The 16817-nt window shown below is 64.0% G+C and carries 13 protein-coding genes; 6 read left to right on the top strand and 7 right to left on the bottom strand.

Features of this window, described 5'->3' with window-relative positions:
- Positions 1-61: 61 nt before the first annotated feature.
- Entirely contained in the window at positions 62-703 is a 642-nt protein-coding gene (locus CEJ45_RS09025; RefSeq protein WP_088754818.1) for a DedA family protein, read from the bottom strand.
- 377 nt (positions 704-1080) lie between these two features.
- Here CEJ45_RS09025 and CEJ45_RS09020 point away from each other — a divergent pair, with 377 nt between their 5' ends.
- From CEJ45_RS09020 to CEJ45_RS09005, 4 genes are all read left to right on the top strand, one after another.
- Entirely contained in the window at positions 1081-1866 is a 786-nt protein-coding gene (locus CEJ45_RS09020; RefSeq protein ID WP_088754817.1) for an SDR family oxidoreductase, read from the top strand.
- Positions 1867-1919: 53 nt separating this feature from the next.
- The gene (gene kce / locus CEJ45_RS09015; protein WP_088754816.1) at positions 1920-2852 is read left to right on the top strand and encodes a 3,5-dioxohexanoate:acetyl-CoA acetone transferase; all 933 of its coding nucleotides are present in this window, start codon (positions 1920-1922) and stop codon (positions 2850-2852) included.
- 162 nt (positions 2853-3014) lie between these two features.
- Positions 3015-3986 carry a thymidylate synthase gene (locus CEJ45_RS09010; RefSeq protein ID WP_088754815.1) on the top strand — a complete coding sequence of 324 codons (972 nt, stop codon included), beginning with the start codon at positions 3015-3017 and terminating at the stop codon, positions 3984-3986.
- A 54-nt stretch (positions 3987-4040) separates the two neighbouring features.
- Positions 4041-5102 (top strand): NAD(P)H-dependent flavin oxidoreductase, encoded by a 1062-nt coding sequence (locus tag CEJ45_RS09005; protein ID WP_088754814.1) that lies wholly within the window; start codon positions 4041-4043, stop codon positions 5100-5102.
- Between the two features lie 15 nt (positions 5103-5117).
- Here CEJ45_RS09005 and CEJ45_RS09000 read toward each other — a convergent pair whose 3' ends face one another.
- From CEJ45_RS09000 to CEJ45_RS08985, 4 genes are all read right to left on the bottom strand, one after another.
- Entirely contained in the window at positions 5118-6596 is a 1479-nt protein-coding gene (locus tag CEJ45_RS09000; protein WP_088754813.1) for an efflux transporter outer membrane subunit, read from the bottom strand.
- A gap of 46 nt (positions 6597-6642) precedes the next feature.
- Entirely contained in the window at positions 6643-7842 is a 1200-nt protein-coding gene (locus CEJ45_RS08995) for an efflux RND transporter periplasmic adaptor subunit (protein ID WP_088754812.1), read from the bottom strand.
- A gap of 109 nt (positions 7843-7951) precedes the next feature.
- Positions 7952-10618: a glucans biosynthesis glucosyltransferase MdoH gene (mdoH, locus tag CEJ45_RS08990; RefSeq protein ID WP_088754811.1), complete on the bottom strand. Its 2667-nt coding sequence runs from the start codon at positions 10616-10618 to the stop codon at positions 7952-7954.
- On the bottom strand, positions 10591-12216 hold the full coding sequence (locus CEJ45_RS08985; protein WP_088754810.1) for a glucan biosynthesis protein G: 1626 nt from the start codon (positions 12214-12216) through the stop codon (positions 10591-10593). Before CEJ45_RS08985 ends, mdoH begins: the two co-directional genes overlap by 28 nt.
- A gap of 345 nt (positions 12217-12561) precedes the next feature.
- Here CEJ45_RS08985 and CEJ45_RS08980 point away from each other — a divergent pair, with 345 nt between their 5' ends.
- Entirely contained in the window at positions 12562-13056 is a 495-nt protein-coding gene (locus CEJ45_RS08980) for a dihydrofolate reductase (protein ID WP_088754809.1), read from the top strand.
- A gap of 211 nt (positions 13057-13267) precedes the next feature.
- Positions 13268-15520 (top strand): arginine/lysine/ornithine decarboxylase, encoded by a 2253-nt coding sequence (locus CEJ45_RS08975; RefSeq protein WP_034330200.1) that lies wholly within the window; start codon positions 13268-13270, stop codon positions 15518-15520.
- A 76-nt stretch (positions 15521-15596) separates the two neighbouring features.
- Here CEJ45_RS08975 and CEJ45_RS08970 read toward each other — a convergent pair whose 3' ends face one another.
- Together CEJ45_RS08970 and CEJ45_RS08965 are read right to left on the bottom strand one after the other, a co-directional pair.
- Positions 15597-16127: a chromate transporter gene (locus tag CEJ45_RS08970; protein WP_088754808.1), complete on the bottom strand. Its 531-nt coding sequence runs from the start codon at positions 16125-16127 to the stop codon at positions 15597-15599.
- Positions 16124-16756: a chromate transporter gene (locus tag CEJ45_RS08965; protein WP_088754992.1), complete on the bottom strand. Its 633-nt coding sequence runs from the start codon at positions 16754-16756 to the stop codon at positions 16124-16126. The genes CEJ45_RS08970 and CEJ45_RS08965 overlap by 4 nt, the downstream gene beginning before the upstream one ends.
- Positions 16757-16817: the final 61 nt, after the last annotated feature.

The raw sequence follows: 16817 nt of genomic DNA, 5'->3' as shown, positions 1-16817 counted from the left end.
AAAATGCCGGTCAGCTCTGCGCTGACCGGCATTTTTTATTGCCTCGGCGTCGGTGGAGCAATCAGCCCGGACGACGCTTGTGGCGGAAGTACTCGATGATGCCCGGGAGGATGGACAGGACCACGATGGCCACGATGAGCAGGCTCAGGTTTTTCTTGACGATGGGCAGGTTGCCGAAGAAATAGCCGGCATAGCCGAAGCTGGCCACCCAGGCGATGCCGCCGATGACGTTGTAAAGGAAGAAGCGCGAATAGGTCATCGCACCCACGCCCGCCACGAAGGGCGCGAAGGTGCGCACGATGGGGGCGAAGCGGGCAATGATGATGGCCTTGCCGCCGTGCTTTTCGAAGAAGGCATGGGTCTTCTCCAGGTACTCCTTCTTGAAGATGCGCGAGTTTGGCTTGTCGAACACCTTGATGCCCAGCATCTTGCCGATCTGGTAGTTGGTGCTGTCGCCCAGGATGGCAGCCACGATCAGGGTCAACAGCATCAGGTGGATATCGTAGGCGCCGGTAGCGGCCAGTGCGCCGGTGACGAACAGCAGCGAATCGCCCGGCAGGATGGGCGTGACCACCAGGCCGGTTTCGCAGAAGATGATCAGGAACAGGATCAGGAACAGCCAGGGTCCATAGGAAACGGCCAGTTCGGCCAAGTGACGGTCGATGTGGACGATGAAATCGACCAGGAACAGAAGGATATCCATAAGCCTGTGTGAAAGAGGGAAGGTGGCGAAAAGTGGGCATTGTACCAACAGCGCGCCGTCCCCCCGCGAAAATTGATGCAGTGCCACAGCGGCGCCCTCCCCCCTCGCCATCCCCTGCCATTGATGAAAGTTTTTCCCTGCGGCGCAATCTGTTCATCCTCGCCAAGCCCCGCACTGCACGCCGCTGCGCGCCAGCCCTTTTGCCACGGGCTGCGGCGGCGGGATCAGCGGATTTGCCCGTGGGCACCAGGTCAGGATGCTGTCGTTGACGCTGCGGCCCGGCTCTACTACAGTCGTCCGCACCCAACCGCCCCACCACGACAAGACCAGCCCGCGCTGGCACCCGGGACGGATGATCCCCCTCAGGAGACAAACCCATGGAACTGAATCTGCAGGACCAGAAAGTGATCGTCACCGCCGGTGCCCAGGGCATCGGCCTCGCAATTACCGAAACGTTCATCAAAGCAGGCGCGCAAGTGCATGTCTGCGACATCAATGAGGCTTTCCTGGCCGATGCCCGTGCCCGCCTGGCAGGTGCGGCGGTGAGTTTCAGCCGCACTGACGTGGCCAGGCCGGAGGAGGTCGACGCCATGTTTTCCGACCTGGCTTCGCGCTGGGATGGCCGGCTGGATGTGCTGGTCAACAACGCCGGCATCGCCGGCCCGACCCTTCCGGTAGAAGACATCGCCCCGGCCGAATGGGACCAGACCATCGCCATCAACCTGACCGGCCCCTTCCTCTGCACCCGGCGTGCGGTGCCGCTGCTCAAGTCCAATGGCGGCGGCGCCATCATCAACATCTCCTCGGTGGCTGGCCGGCTGGGCTTTGCACTGCGCACGCCCTATTCGGCGTCGAAGTACGGTGTCATCGGGCTGACCGAAACCTGGGCCATCGAACTGGGGCCGTCCAACATCCGCGTCAATGCCGTCTTGCCCGGCATCGTCGAAGGGCCGCGCCAGGAGCGTATCGTGGCGGCCAAGGCGGCGGCCTATGGCATCGAACATGAAGAAATGCGCGCACGGCTGCTTTCCAAGGTCTCGCTGCGGCGCATGGTCAGCGCCCAGGATATCGCCAACCAGATCCTCTTCCTCTGCTCGCCCGCCGGTGCGGCCATCAGCGGCCAGAGCCTGTCGGTGTGCGGCAACGTGGAAACGCTGGCCTGAGCCAACGCAACCACCTGCTTTCTTTTCCTTCATCCTCTCCAGGAGCTAGCCCCATGGCCCAGCCTCGCAAAGTCATCATCACCTGCGCCGTCACCGGTGCCATCCATACCCCCTCGATGTCGCCCTACCTGCCCGTCACGCCCGAGCAGATCCGCGATGAAGCCCTGGCCGCAGCCGACGCCGGCGCGGCCATCGTGCACCTGCATGCGCGCGATCCGCAGAACGGCAAACCGACGCAGGACCCTGCCGAGTTCCGCAAATTCCTGCCGCAGATCAAGGCTGCCTCCAACGTGGTCATCAACCTCACCACGGGCGGCGCGCCGACCATGGGGGTGGAAGAACGCCTGCAACCGGCCTTGCAGTTGAAGCCCGAAGTGGCGTCGCTGAACATGGGCTCGATGAACTTCGGCCTGTATGAAATGCTGAACCGTTTCAAGGAGTTCAAATACGACTGGGAACAGCCCTACCTGGCAGGCTCCGACGACCGCATCTTCCGCAATACCTTCAAGGACATCGCCTACATCCTTGAATCCTGCAGCGCCAACCAGACCCGCTTCGAGATCGAGTGCTATGACATCGGCCATCTCTACACGGCCGCGCACTTCATCGACCGCGGCCTGATCAAGCCGCCCTTCCTGATCCAGTCCGTATTCGGCCTGCGCGGGGGCATCGGCAACGATGTCGAAGATGTCATGCACATGAAGCGCACCGCCGACCGCCTCTTCGGCGATGCCTACTTCTGGTCGGTGCTGGGTGCCGGGCGCGGCCAGATCCCGATTGCCACCATGGCCGCCGCCATGGGCGGGCATACCCGCGTCGGGCTGGAAGATTCACTCTGGGATGGCCCCGGCCAACTGGCCAAGAGCAATGCCGACCAGGTGCGCCGCATCCGCACCGTGATCGAGGCGCTTTCCTTGCAGGTGGCCACCCCTGACGAAGCGCGCGCGATGCTGCAGCTCAAGGGCGGACAGAACGTCGGTTTCTGAGGCAGGCGCTACCCCGTCGATGACACCGGAGCGGGTGACCACCTCCGGTGTTTTTCTTCATATTGCTGCGATGACAAGCTGTTGCGACAACCGATGTTCAGGCCGTCGATAGGCTACAATCCCCCATCCTTCGGCCTCCCGGCCAGCCTCCCGAACATTGCAATGAAACAATACCAAGACCTCATCCAGGACGTGCTCTCCAATGGCTCCTGGCAAGACAACCGCACCGGCATCCGCACCCTGAGCATTCCCGGCGCCATGATGCGCTTCGACCTGCAGAAGGGTTTTCCGGCGGTGACCACCAAGCGCCTGGCCTTCAAGTCGGTGGTGGGCGAACTGTGCGGCTTCCTGCGCGCTACCCGCAGCGCGGCCGATTTCCGCGCGCTGGGCTGCAAGGTCTGGGACCAGAACGCCAACGAAAATGCCGACTGGCTGGCCAATCCTTTCCGCACCGGCACCGATGACCTGGGCCCGGTGTATGGCGTGCAGTGGCGAGAATGGCCGGCCTACAAGCTGATCGATGCCGCCCTCACCGCGCAGATCGACGCGGCCCGGGCCAAGGGCTTTGCCATCGTCTCCTCGCTGCAGGACAAGGGCGTGGAAAAAGTCCTGCTCTACAAGGCCGTGGACCAGTTGCGCGAGTGCCTGGACACCATCGTCAAGAATCCCGGCAGCCGCCGCATCCTCTTCCACGGCTGGAACTGCGCGGTGCTGGACGAAATCGCCCTGCCCGCCTGCCATCTGCTGTACCAGTTCCTGCCCAACCAGAGTACCGGCGAGATATCGCTTTGCCTGTACGTGCGCAGCAACGACATCGGCTTGGGTACGCCCTTCAACCTGGCCGAAGGCGCGGCGCTGCTGCACCTGGTGGCACGCCTGACCGGCTACAAGCCACGCTGGTTCAGCTATTTCGTGGGCGATGCACACATCTACGAAAACCATATCGACATGGTCAAGGAGCAGTTGACGCGCGAGCCCTATCCGCTGCCGCAACTGGCCATCGCCGAGCGCGTCCCGGAATTCGCCAACACCGGGGAGTACGCCCCGCAATGGCTGGAACTGGTCGAGCCAAGCGACTTCTCGCTGGTCAACTACCAGCACCACGCCCCGCTGACCGCGCCCATGGCGGTCTGATCCACCTCGGCAAGCCGGTGCCGTGGCGCGCCGGCCTGCGCTTCCGGAGTTCGCATGTCCAACGCGCTGCTGCAACGACTGGGCCTGGCCCATCCCATCATCCAGGCCCCCATGGCGGGCACTTCCACCGTGACCATGGCCGCTGCGGCGTCCAATGCGGGCGCGCTGGGCTCGCTGGCGCTGGGCGCCTCTACGGTGGCGCAGGCGCGCGAAGCCCTGGCGCAATTGCATGCACTGACCGACAAACCCTTCAACGTCAACGTCTTCTGCCATCAGCCGGCCGCGCTGGATGCCGCCCGCGATGCGGCCTGGATCAAGCACCTGCAAGGCCATCTGGATGAGTTCGGCGGCAGCATCAGCCTGCCCCTCAAAGAGATTTACCAGAGCTTCATCGTCGATAGCGACATGCAGCAACTGCTGCTGGAACAGCCCCCGGCTGTGGTGAGCTTCCACTTCGGATTGCCGGATGCGGCCGTGATCCGGTCACTGAAAAACGCCGGGGTCTTCCTGATGGCCACCGCCACCAACCTGGACGAAGCCCGCCAGATCGAAGCAGCCGGGCTGGATGCCATCGTGGCGCAGGGCATTGAAGCCGGCGGCCATCGCGGCATCTTCGATGAACACAAGGATGAAGAGATCGGCACCTTCGCCCTGGTGCGCCTGCTGGCCACGCAGTGCCGGCTACCGGTGATCGCCGCCGGCGGCATCATGGATGGTGCCGGCATTGCGGCGGCCCTGCGGCTGGGCGCGCAGGCGGTGCAATTGGGCACGGCCTTCCTGCTCACGCGCGAATCGGGCGCCAACGCGGCCTACAGGAATCTGCTCAAGAGTTCACGTGCCCAACACACGCGCGTGACCGCTGCCATCTCCGGCCGCCGCGCACGGGGCATCGTCAACCGCTTCATGGAAGAAATCGACACACCGGCTGCAGCCCCCATTCCTGCGTACCCCGCCGCCTACGACGCCGGCAAGCAGTTGCATGCCATGGCCACCGCCAGGGAGGTGCACGAGTTCGGCGCCCACTGGGCCGGCCAGGGCGCAGCGCTCATCCGGGATGGTTATACGGTGGGGGAACTGGTGCACCTGCTGGTGCAGGAGTGGCGGGCGCAGGCCTGAGCCTGCAGCCTGCGCTCAGGAGACCGTGTCGGTACTGGTGCCGGTATCGCCCGGCACCTGCTTGTCCTGCCAGCCGCCGCCCAGGGCCTTGTAGAGCGAGACGGTCGCCTGCAGGCGCTGCAGCTTGATCTGGCCCAGCTGGTTCTGCGCCTCCGACAAGGTGCGCTGGGTATCGAGCACCACCAGCAGGTCCTCCGCCCCGGCGCGATAACGGATTTCGGCCAGTTCGAAGGCGAAGCGCGCCTGGTCCACTTCATTGACCTTCAGGCGATAGCGCTCTTCCAGACTGCGGATGGCCCCCAGTGCCTTTTCCACTTCCGACAGCGAGGTAATGACGCGCTGGCGATACACCTGCACCAGTTCTTCCTTCTGCGCCTCGGCCAGCGCCTGCTGGTTGCGCAGGTTGCCGCCGTCGAAGATCGGTGCGATCAGGCTGGTGCCGAGATTGGCAAACAGATTCGGACCATTGAAGAGCGACAGCAAGGCATTGCTCTGCGCACCGGTGGAACCGGTCAGCGAGATGCTGGGGAAAAGCGAAGCCCGCGCCACGGCCACATTGGCATTGGCCGCCGCCAGATTGGCTTCGGCGCGGCGAATGTCGGGCCGACGCGTCAACAGTTCCGACGGCAGGCCCGCCGAAATGCGCGGCATCTGGATCCTGGCCAGGCCCTTTTCCTCGACCTTGAAATTCTGCGGCGGACGGCCCAGCAGGATGGCCAGCGCGGTCTGCGCATCCTGCTCCTGCTGCTGCAGGTCGGGGATCAGCTGGCGCTGGTTGGCCAAGGCAGAACGCTGGCGCGCCAGGTCCAGCGGCGAGGCCGAACCGGCACGACTCTGCGCTTCCACCAGGCGCAGCACGCGTTCGGCATTGTTGACGTTCTGGCGCGCAATCTCCAGCCGGTCGCGCAGCGACAGTACCTGCAGGTAGGTGGAGACGATGCCGCTGGTGACCGTCAGGGCCACGGTCTCACGGTCGTAGCGATTGGCGCGCAGGGTCGCTTCGGCGGCTTCCACGCCCGCGCGGTTCTTGCCCCAGAAATCGATTTCGTAGCTCACCTGCAGGCTGGCATTGGCGCTGTTGGTGGGCGTGCCGCCGGAGATGGGCATCTCGCGGTTGGCGCCGGCGTTCAGGCCCACATTGGGCAACAGGGGCGCACCGGCAATGCGGGCCTGCGCCTCGGCCTGCTTGATGCGCGAGAAGGCGGCGGCGATCTCGTAATTGTTGTTCTGGCCTTCCTGCACCAGGCTCGACAATTCGCTGCTGCCGAACTGCTTCCACCAGTCCGTATCGGGCCAGAGCTGCTCGGCATGGGCCACGTCAGCCGAGGCACCGCCATTCCACTTGTCAGGCACCTGCATTTCAAGGATGGGATCAGGCTGCGCTTCGCGGGTCACGCAGCCGCCCACGGCCAAGGCCAGCGCGACTGCCATCGCCACACGCGCCGCGCGTAGCGATGGAGAAGAATTGAGCAGCAGTGAACTACGCAGTGTCATGGCCTTGAACGTCGACGGACGGAAACGAATGAAAAACGGGGCGCGACTACCTGGTGCCGGCAGCAGGCGCCGGCGGATTGGCCGGCAGCAGCACCTGCTCGCCTTCCTTGAGACCGGACAGCACCTGGGCACGTTCGCCATCGCGAATGCCGATCTTGATCTTGCGGCTCTCCAGGGTGCCATCGGCTGCCACCACCTTGACGGTCTGGGTGCCATCCATGCCGGGCTTGGTCACCAGCGAGCGCGGAATGGTCGGCACGTTTTCCGCCCGCGCCAGCACGAAATACACGTCGGCACTCATGCCGCTCATCAGTTCGCGGCTGGGATTGGCCACATCGAAGAGCACGGTGTAATACGCCTTCTTGCCCTGGCGGCCGGAGTCGTCAGTGGGCAGCAGCATGATCTGGCGCAGCTTGCCGCTCCAGCGCTTGCCGGGATAACCGGGGGTGGTGAAATACGCGGTCATGCCCTTTTGCAGGCGCGTCACGTCCTCTTCCGACACCGGCACCTGCACCGTCATGCGAGACAGGTCGGCGATGCGCATCAGCACTTCCTGGTTGGCACTGACCATCTGGCCGGGACGCGCATTGAGGGTGACGATGGTGCCCCCGCTGGGCGCTTCGATACGGGTCTGCTTCTGCACGGCCTCATCTTCACGGATGGCCGCTTCGGTCTGCTGGATCTGGGCGTTGGTGGCGTCCACGCGGGAGGCCGCCGCATACATGTTCATGCGGCTGGATTCGTAGGATTCTTCGCGGGTGGCGTTCTCGGCCTTCAACTGGGTCTGGCGCTGGAACTGCAGTTGCGCAAAGTCCAGCTGGGCATTCTGCCCGGCCAGCTCGGCCTTCAGGCGCGCCAGCGTGGCGCGGTTGCTCTCGATGCGGCTGTTCTGCACGGCCGGGGCCACGGTGGCCAGCAGGCGTCCGGCCTTGACCGCCTCGCCGATCACCACTTCCACATCCGAGATCTGCCCGGCCACCTTGGAGCCGACATCCACATAATCCTGGGCCACCACATTGCCGGTGGCATTGACCACCTGCTCCAGGTCGGCACGTTCGACGGCGACCGTCTCCAGCTTCACCGGAATCGGCTTGGGCGGGGCCGGAGGCGGCGACTGCCGCGCATAGAGCGCATAGCCGCCGCCCAGCAGCAGCACCAGCGCGACGACGCTCCACCAGGCTTTCTGCCGGGCAGGCGCATGGGTGGTCGGGACAGCGTGCGGAAGATGGTCGTGCGGCTCGGTCATGTCACTGGCGGCAAGCGTTCATTCAGGGTCAACAATGCGTGATGATCCCTGCAAAAGATGACGGCCGAATGTCTTCGGCCGTCCCCTGTTCCGGTCGTGGCCCGCCCCCTCAGGCGGCCACTGCCGATGATGCGATGGCGATGGCGGGCGCCGGCAGCTGGCGGGCGGCATGCCAGTCCGGATGGACCTCGGCAGCACCGCTCCAGACCGCCTGGTGCAGTTGCGACAGCAGGCCCGGCTCTTCCAGGATGCTGTTCTTCTGCTTGTCGTTCAGCGCATCCGGTCCGTCCTTGAGCGCGGTGCGCACCAGCTTCTCGCGCAGATGCTGCGTCAGTTGGGGCACGTGCGGGTGTGCATGCGCGGTAGCGCAGATCAACGCATTGACGGACGGATCGACCACGGCCTCAACGAAGCCCGGCAGTGGCGGTGTCTCTTCGTGATGGCGCACGGTTTCGCGCAGTTCAAACGGTGGCGTGGTCTCTTCGGGGATCTTGAACAGCCCCGCACGGCGGAAGCCACGGCCATACGTCACGCGTGACGACAACACCGACACCGGCACCGACACGGCCAGCGAACCGGCAATGGGAATGAGCCAATAGATGAAGGACGGATTGAGCCAGTACACCAGCGCGCCCCAGGCTACGCCCAGCACCGAATGCCAGCCGTGGCGGCGCACCGCCTCACCCCAGCCGGTTTCATTGTCGGCACGCGGCGGCGACTTCCAGCCGGCGTTCCAGCCGAGGAAGGCGCCCAGCACGAAGCGGGTATGGAACAGCATGCGCACCGGAGCCAGCGCCATCGAGAACAGCAACTCGATCACCATGCTCACGAACAGTGCCAGCGCACCGCCGAAGCCGCGCGCGCCCTTCACCGCAAACAGCAGCACAGCCAGGATCTTGGGCAGGAACAGGATGGTGGCGGTGGCCGAGACCAGCGCCAGCGCCTTCTCCGGATGCCATTCCGGCCAGATCGGGAAGAGCTGGCGCGGTGCCGTGAAATACTGCGGATCGATCAGCGTATGGGCCGCCAGCAGCACCGTGGAAAGGATCAGGAACAGCCCCCACAGCGGCGCCGACACGTAAGCCATCACACCCGTGACGAACACGGCGCGATGCACCGCGTGCATGCCGCGCGCCAGGAACAGGCGGAAGTTCATCAGGTTGCCCTGGCACCAGCGGCGGTCACGGCTCAATTCATCGAGCAGGTTGGGCGGCATTTCCTCGTAGCTGCCGTCCAGGTCATAAGCGATCCACACCGACCAGCCGGCACGGCGCATCAGCGACGCTTCCACGAAGTCGTGCGACATGATCGGACCGGACAGGTTGCCCTTGCCCGGCAACGGCGCCAGCGCGCAATACTTCATGAAGGGCTGCAGGCGGATGATGGCGTTGTGCCCCCAAAAGTGCGACTCGCCCAATTGCCAGTAATGCAGGCCAGCGGTAAACAACGGGCCATACACGCGGGTCGAGAACTGCTGGATGCGCGCATACAGCGTATCGCGGCCGGCTGCGCGCGGCGCGGTCTGGATGATGCCGGCGCCCGGATGCGCTTCCATCAGGCGGGTCAGCTTGGTGAGGCATTCACCGGTCATGACGCTGTCGGCGTCCAGCACCACCATGTAGCGGTAGTCGGCGCCCCAGCGGCGGCAGAAGTCGTCCAGGTTGCCGCTCTTGCGCTTGACGCGGCGACGGCGGTGCCGATAGAAAATGCGTCCGAAGCCGCCGGTCTCGCGGCACAGGCGGTCCCATGCGGCAACTTCGGCGGCGCAGATGTCGGCTTCGCCGCTGTCGCTCAAGATGAAGAAGTCGAAATGCTCGATCTGACCGGTGCGCTCCAGCGACTCGTAAGTCGCGCGCAGGCCGGCATAGACGCGTGCCACGTCTTCATTGCAGATCGGCATGACGATGGCCGTGCGGGCCTCCGGGGCGATCTCGGTATTGCCTGCCTTCTCGTGCGAGATGAGGTACTTGTCGTCACCGCGCATGAGGAGCAGGAAACCGGTCATGGCCGTCCAGAAACCGGCCGAGACCCACAGGAACAGCAACCCGAACAGGAACAGCACCACCATCTCCAGCGGCTTGGTGCCGTGATACGGCAGCACGTCGCTCATGAAATAGGTGGCCATCGAGGTCTGCAGCGCCATCAGCACCAGCAGCGTGACACGGCGGATGTTGCCCGTATGCTGCCAGTGGCCCTTGGGATCGGGGGCCTCGGACTGGTCCAGGTGATCTTCGATGTAGCGCGGTTCATCGTCCACCGGCGGAGCGGCTTCAGCCACCTTGGCGCGGCCCTTGCGGGCGCGGCGCCAGCGGCTGGGACGACGTTCCAGGCGGCGGTTTTCTTCTTCCACCCAGCGCGAGAACGGATTGAGTTCGCCCCACGGGCGCGGGACCATCGATTTGCGATGCATCGGCGGGCCCACCGGAATGCGCGGCTGGCCGCGCTCTTCACCGATGGGGGGAACGGGCGCACCCTGCACCGCTTGTGCCGCTTGCGCAGCAGGCACGGGTGCCGGCTGCGCGGCGGGATACATGAGACGCAGGCGGGCATCGACCGACGCTTGCGCTGCGGCCGGCACCAGGCTGGCATCGCGCCCGGAGGCCTCGGCCAGCACACGGTGCAGGTCAACGACCGGATCGTCGGAGCCGATAGCACCCGCGCGCGCGGCCAGGTCCTGGCGTTGCTCAGGCGACAGCGGCAGACGCGCGAGGTATTCCTCCAGCGTCTGCGAGGCTGCCGCAGTCTGCCTTAGTTGGGGGGTAATATGTAGCTCCACGTTTCAGACAAGGTTGTGCCGCCGTTACCGTTGCGCAGGAAACCGCGCAGCTCGACGGGCTTGTTTTCTTCCAGGCGACGCAGCTTGACTTCCACGCGCCAGCCGCCGGTTATTTCATTCTTGCGAGTGGTGACGCTGGCCAGCTTGCCATTGGCATCGGCCTCGACCACGCCTTCCACACGCGCATTGGCGGGCAGCTTCTTGAGGTTGCCGCCATCGAAATCGATCGCCAGCTGTTGCACCTCATCCGGCTTGCCCTCCTGCTTGGGACGATAGCCGTGGCCGAACAGGGTCTGGGTGACGAAGGCCAGCGGCGGACGCTTCTCGTTGTCCTTCTGCCAGGACAGGCGGTATTCCACATTCAAGGGCTGGCCCGGCTTGGGCAGCGTATTGGGAATCCAGTAGGCCACGATGTTGTCGTTGGTCTCGTCGGGCGTAGGGATCTGTACCAGCTCCACGCGGCCCGAACCCCACTTGCCCTTGGGCTCGACCCAAGCACTGGGGCGCGACTGGTAGTTGTAGTCCAGGTCTTCGTAGTGCGAGAAGTTGCGGTCGCGCTGCATCAGGCCAAAGCCCTGCGGATTGTCGAAGGAGAACGACGTCACCAGCAGGCGCTTGGGGTTCACCAGCGGACGCCACAGCCATTCGCCGGTACCCGATTGCATCGACAGGCCATCCGAGTCATGCACTTCCGGACGGAAGTCGTCGGCCGGACCCGGCTGGTTCTCGCCGAAGAGGAACATGCTGGTCAGCGGGGCAATGCCCAGCTTGGTGACATTGCTGCGCAGGTAAAGCTGGGCCTTGACGTCCATGGCGGTATCCACGCCGGGCTTGAGGACGAAGCGATAGGCCCCGGTGGCGCGCGGCGAATCCAGCAGCGCATAGATCACCAGTTCCTTGGCATCGCCCGAAGGACGCTCCAGCCAGAATTCGGTGAAGCGCGGGAATTCCTCGCCCGAATAGAGCGCGGTATCGATGGCCAGCCCGCGCGCGGAGAGGCCATAGCTCTGCCCCTTGCCCATGGCGCGGAAGTAGCTTGCGCCGTGGAAGGTCAGCACGTCATCCTTGACCTTGGCCGAATTGAGCGGGAACCGAATGCGGAAACCCGCAAAGCCGATATTGCGCAGGGTGCGCGGATCGACGCTGCGGTTGGCGCTGTAATCGAAGAGTGCCGGATTGAAGTGGATCTCGCGCACCGAGTCGCCGACCACTTCATTGATCTTGACCGGCTCGGTGTAGCTGGCACCCAGATGGATGAAGGACAGTTCGAAGGGCAGCTTCTGGGCTCGCCAGTAGGACTTGTCATCGCGGAAGTAAATCTGGCTGGCCTGCTCGTAGCTCAGGTCCTTGAGCGACTTGGGCAGGTCATCGTCGGGCTTCTTGTACGATTTGCCGGCCAGCGCCTTGGCGCGGGCGGCCACCGTGTTGAAATCGAAGGCCAGGGCAGCTTGCGGCAGGGCCAGCGCCAGCAGACCCGCCAGGGTCGCCGGAGCGGCAAGGCGGCGCCACCAGGTCGATCGTGCGGCACTACGCCGGGAAACGAGTCCCTCGCGCGGCCAGGAGGTGGTGTGAAGCAGCATTATTGTTTTGTCTGACATGCAATTTTCTGGTTGATTGCCCCGGCAGGCAGTGGAAGCAGCGCCGCACCGGAAAGCAGGCGCTAGTTTACCCAAATGTGGCGGGGATTGTTCGCTAGTTCATATGAAGATGGCATGCTTGCAGTAGGAATCGCCCCAAGAGGCAATATTTCCTGAATGAAACTTCATTCGCCTGCAAACCCGGCCCCGGCGCGCGCAAGCGGCCAGCCGGTTCAGGTATAAGGGCAGATGGCGGTGCATAAAGTTCCGTGCCGCAGCATGGCTGCTGTAACATTATGCTTCTGTCGCCCTTGCATCCGGCTGCGCGCCGGGCTGCAGGCCTTCCGTCCGAATCCAGATCCTCGCATGACCACAGCTTCCGGCTCCCTCACCATCGTCGTCGCCACCGAACTCAACAACGGCATCGGCATCCGCAACACCCTGCCCTGGCATTTGCCGGAAGACCTGGCCCATTTCAAACGCACCACGTCGGGGCATGCCATCCTGATGGGCCGCAAGACCTTCGAATCGATCGGCCGGCCGCTGCCCAACCGGCGCAACATCGTCATCACCCGCAATGCCGGGTGGCAACACGCGGGCGTGGAGACGGCGGCTTCGCTGCAGGACGCCGCCGCGCTGGCGCAGGGTGCGCCGGCCTTCATCATCGGCGGTGCGCAGATCTATGCAGAAGCCCTGCCGCTGGTGGACCGCCTCATCATCACCCGCATCCACCAGGCGTTTGATTGCGACGCCTTCTTCCCGGCACTGGATACGGCCGTGTGGCAGGAGACCGCGCGCGAGAACCACCGGTCCGAAACTTCCGGATTGGACTACGCTTTTGTGACATACGAAAGACGTTGAACCGCGCTGGCGCGAGGCTGTTGTTTTTTCCCGTTTTTGCTTAAACTGCGCACCTCTTTAGCGCAGTTGGCGCGCACGTTGCGCGCATATCTGCGACAATCCCGCTTTCATTTTTCCGGCGCGCAAGCACTGCCAGCCCAGGCGCTTTTCTTTTCACCCCCTGCGCGCGCCCGCCTACCCGGCCCCACGCGCGCAAAGCCTGGAGAAATCCATGAAATTCCGATTCCCCATCGTCATCATCGACGAAGACTTCCGCTCCGAAAACACCTCGGGCCTGGGCATCCGCGCCCTGGCCGACGCCATCGAAGCCGAAGGCATGGAAGTGCTGGGCGTGACCAGCTACGGCGACCTGGCCCAGTTCGCCCAGCAGCAGTCGCGCGCCTCGGCCTTCATCCTCTCCATTGACGATGAAGAAATGGGAGCGGGTTCCGACGAAGAGACCGACCATGCCCTGAAGGCCCTGCGAGCCTTCGTGAGCGAAATTCGTCACAAGAACGCCGACATCCCCATCTACCTCTACGGTGAAACCCGCACCTCGCGCCACATTCCCAACGATGTGCTGCGCGAACTGCACGGTTTCATTCACATGTTCGAAGATACGCCGGAGTTCGTGGCCCGCCACATCATCCGCGAAGCCAAGTCCTACCTGGACGGCCTGGCGCCGCCGTTCTTCCGTGCCCTGGTCGATTACGCCCAGGATGGCTCCTATTCCTGGCACTGCCCCGGCCACTCCGGCGGCGTGGCCTTCCTGAAGTCGCCCGTGGGCCAGATGTTCCACCAGTTCTTCGGCGAACGCATGCTGCGCGCCGACGTCTGCAACGCCGTGGAAGAACTCGGCCAGCTGCTGGACCACACCGGCCCGGTCGCCAACTCGGAACGCAACGCGGCGCGCATCTTCAATGCCGACCACTGCTACTTCGTCACCAACGGTACCTCGACCTCCAACAAGATGGTCTGGCACTCCACCGTGGCGCCCGGCGACATCGTCGTGGTGGACCGCAACTGCCACAAGTCCATCCTGCACTCCATCATCATGACCGGCGCGATCCCCGTGTTCCTGATGCCCACGCGTAACCACCTGGGCATCATCGGACCGATCCCGCTGGAAGAGTTCACCCTGGAAAGCATCCAGCGCAAGATCGAGGCCAACCCCTTCGCCCGCGAAGCCAAGAACAAGAAGCCGCGCATCCTGACCATCACGCAATCGACCTACGACGGCGTGGTCTACAACGTCGAGACCTTGAAGGACATGCTCGACGGCGAGATCGAAACCCTGCACTTCGACGAAGCCTGGCTGCCGCACGCGACCTTCCACGACTTCTACAAGGACATGCACGCCATCGGCAAGGACCGTCCGCGCGCCAAGAAGTCGCTGATCTTCTCGACCCAGTCGACCCACAAGCTGCTGGCCGGCCTGTCGCAGGCCTCGCAGATCCTGGTGCGCGAGTCCGAGACCGTGAAGCTCGATGAAGACGCCTTCAACGAAGCCTTCCTGATGCACACCTCGACCTCGCCGCAATACTCCATCATCGCCTCCTGCGACGTGGCGGCGGCCATGATGGAAGCACCGGGCGGCACGGCCCTGGTGGAAGAGAGCATCCTGGAAGCGCTGGACTTCCGCCGCGCCATGAAGAAGATCGACCAGGAATTCGGCGATGAATGGTGGTTCCAGGTCTGGGGCCCCAACAGCTTCGCCGCCGACGGCATCGGCGAGCGCGAGGACTGGGTCATCAAGGCCGAGGACGACTGGCACGGTTTCGGCAACCTGGCACCGGGCTTCAACATGCTGGACCCGATCAAGGCCACCATCGTCACCCCCGGCCTGGCCCTGAACGGCCAGTTCGGCGAGAGCGGCATCCCGGCCTCCATCGTGACCAAGTACCTGGCCGAGCACGGCGTGATCGTCGAGAAGTGCGGCCTGTACTCGTTCTTCATCATGTTCACCATCGGCATCACCAAGGGCCGCTGGAACACCCTGGTGACGGCGCTGCAGCAGTTCAAGGACGACTACGACAAGAACCAGCCGATCTGGCGCATCCTGCCCGAGTTCGCCCAGCGCAACCCGCGCTACGAGCGCCTGGGCCTGCGCGACCTGTGCCAGCAGATCCACGAGACCTACCGTGCCTACGACGTGGCCCGCCTGACCACCGAGATGTACCTCTCGGACATGCAACCGGCCATGAAGCCTTCGGACGCCTTCTCCAAGATGGCGCACCGCGAGATCGAGCGCGTCCCCCTGGACGAACTGGAAGGCCGCGTCACTTCGATCCTGTTGACCCCGTATCCGCCGGGCATTCCCCTGCTGATCCCGGGCGAGATCTTCAACAAGACCATCGTCGACTACCTGAAGTTTGCGCGTGATTTCAACGAGAAATTCCCGGGCTTCGAAACCGACGTGCATGGCCTGGTCAAGCGTGAAGTCAACGGCCGCCGCGATTACTTCGTGGATTGCGTCAAGCAGTAAGCCTCAGCGCTGCCCGTAAAAAAAACAGCCGATGCCTGCGAGGGCATCGGCTGTTTTGGCTCCGGCAGATGCGCCCTCAGAACGTGCCGAGATAGAAGAATCCCGCCAGAGCGCCGCCGAACAACAACCACAGCGGATGAATCTTGGTCTTGAGCGCGATGATGGCAGTGGCCGCCGTGATCGCCGCCAGGAAGCCGTGCGTGATGGATGCCTGCGTGATCAGCAGCGCCGACGCCGCGACCAGTCCGCCCGTGACGGGCAGCAGGCCTGCCTGTACGTGACGCCGCCAGGGCTTGTCCTTGAACCTCTCCCAGACGTGCAACATGATGATGGTGATGAGGGAGGACGGCCCGAACTTGGCCAGGCTGGTCACCAGCATCCCCCAGAAGCCGGCCACATGCCAGCCCACCAGCGTGACCACCATCAGGTTGGGACCGGGCGCCGCCTGCCCCAGGGCAAACAGCGCACTGAAATCCTCGGCGCTCATCCAGTGATGCACTTCCACTACCTGGCGCTGCATTTCCGGCAGGATGGTATTGCCGCCACCGAAGGCCAGCACCGACAACTGCGTGAAGATGATGGCCAATGCGATCAGGGTCTGGCTCATTGCGCGCCCTCCTTCTTGCCCTCACGCTGTGCCGGCGCAGCCTGCGGCTTGGCGGCAAAGCGATCACCGTAACGCGCGGTGAGGACCACGCTGATGGGCGTCATCACCAGCATCACCCACAGCAAGGGGATGCGCAGGAAGGCGATGGCGATGAAGCAGATCACCGCCACGGCTGCCAGCACAAAATTCTTGCGCAGCGGCAGCGCGATCTTCACGGCCATTTGAATCAGCAGGCCCGCCGCCGCCGCCGCCAACCCGGCAAACAGATGCTTGACGTTGGGATCATGCTGGAAATGCTGGTAGATCATCCCCAGCAGGATCACTACCATGGAGGGCACGGCGATCAAACCGGTGATGCCTGCCACGGCCCCCTTCCAGCCCCGGAACTTCATGCCCAGCGCCACCGACAGGTTGATGATGTTGCCCCCGGGCAGGAACTGGCACAGCCCCAGCAGCTCGACGAATTCGGGATCGGTCAGCCATTTTCGGCGCTCGACGATCATGCGGTGCGCCAGCGGCAGCGCGCCGCCAAAGGCGGTCATGCCCAGGCCGAGAAAGCCCAGGAACAATTCCCTGGTAGTGGGGATAGGCCGTTCAACGGCCGGGAGGTCAGGAGTACTCATCATCATCTCGTGCAAGCGCGGCGAGATTGCCGCATGCATGAAAGGCTACGCTTGAGGGGGGTTTTTG

This window comes from Herbaspirillum aquaticum (assembly GCF_002213425.1).
GTDB classification, from domain to species: Bacteria; Pseudomonadota; Gammaproteobacteria; order Burkholderiales; family Burkholderiaceae_D; genus Herbaspirillum; species Herbaspirillum aquaticum.
Note: the sequence above shows the minus strand (reverse complement) of the source record. Positions and strands in the feature narration are given on the sequence as shown.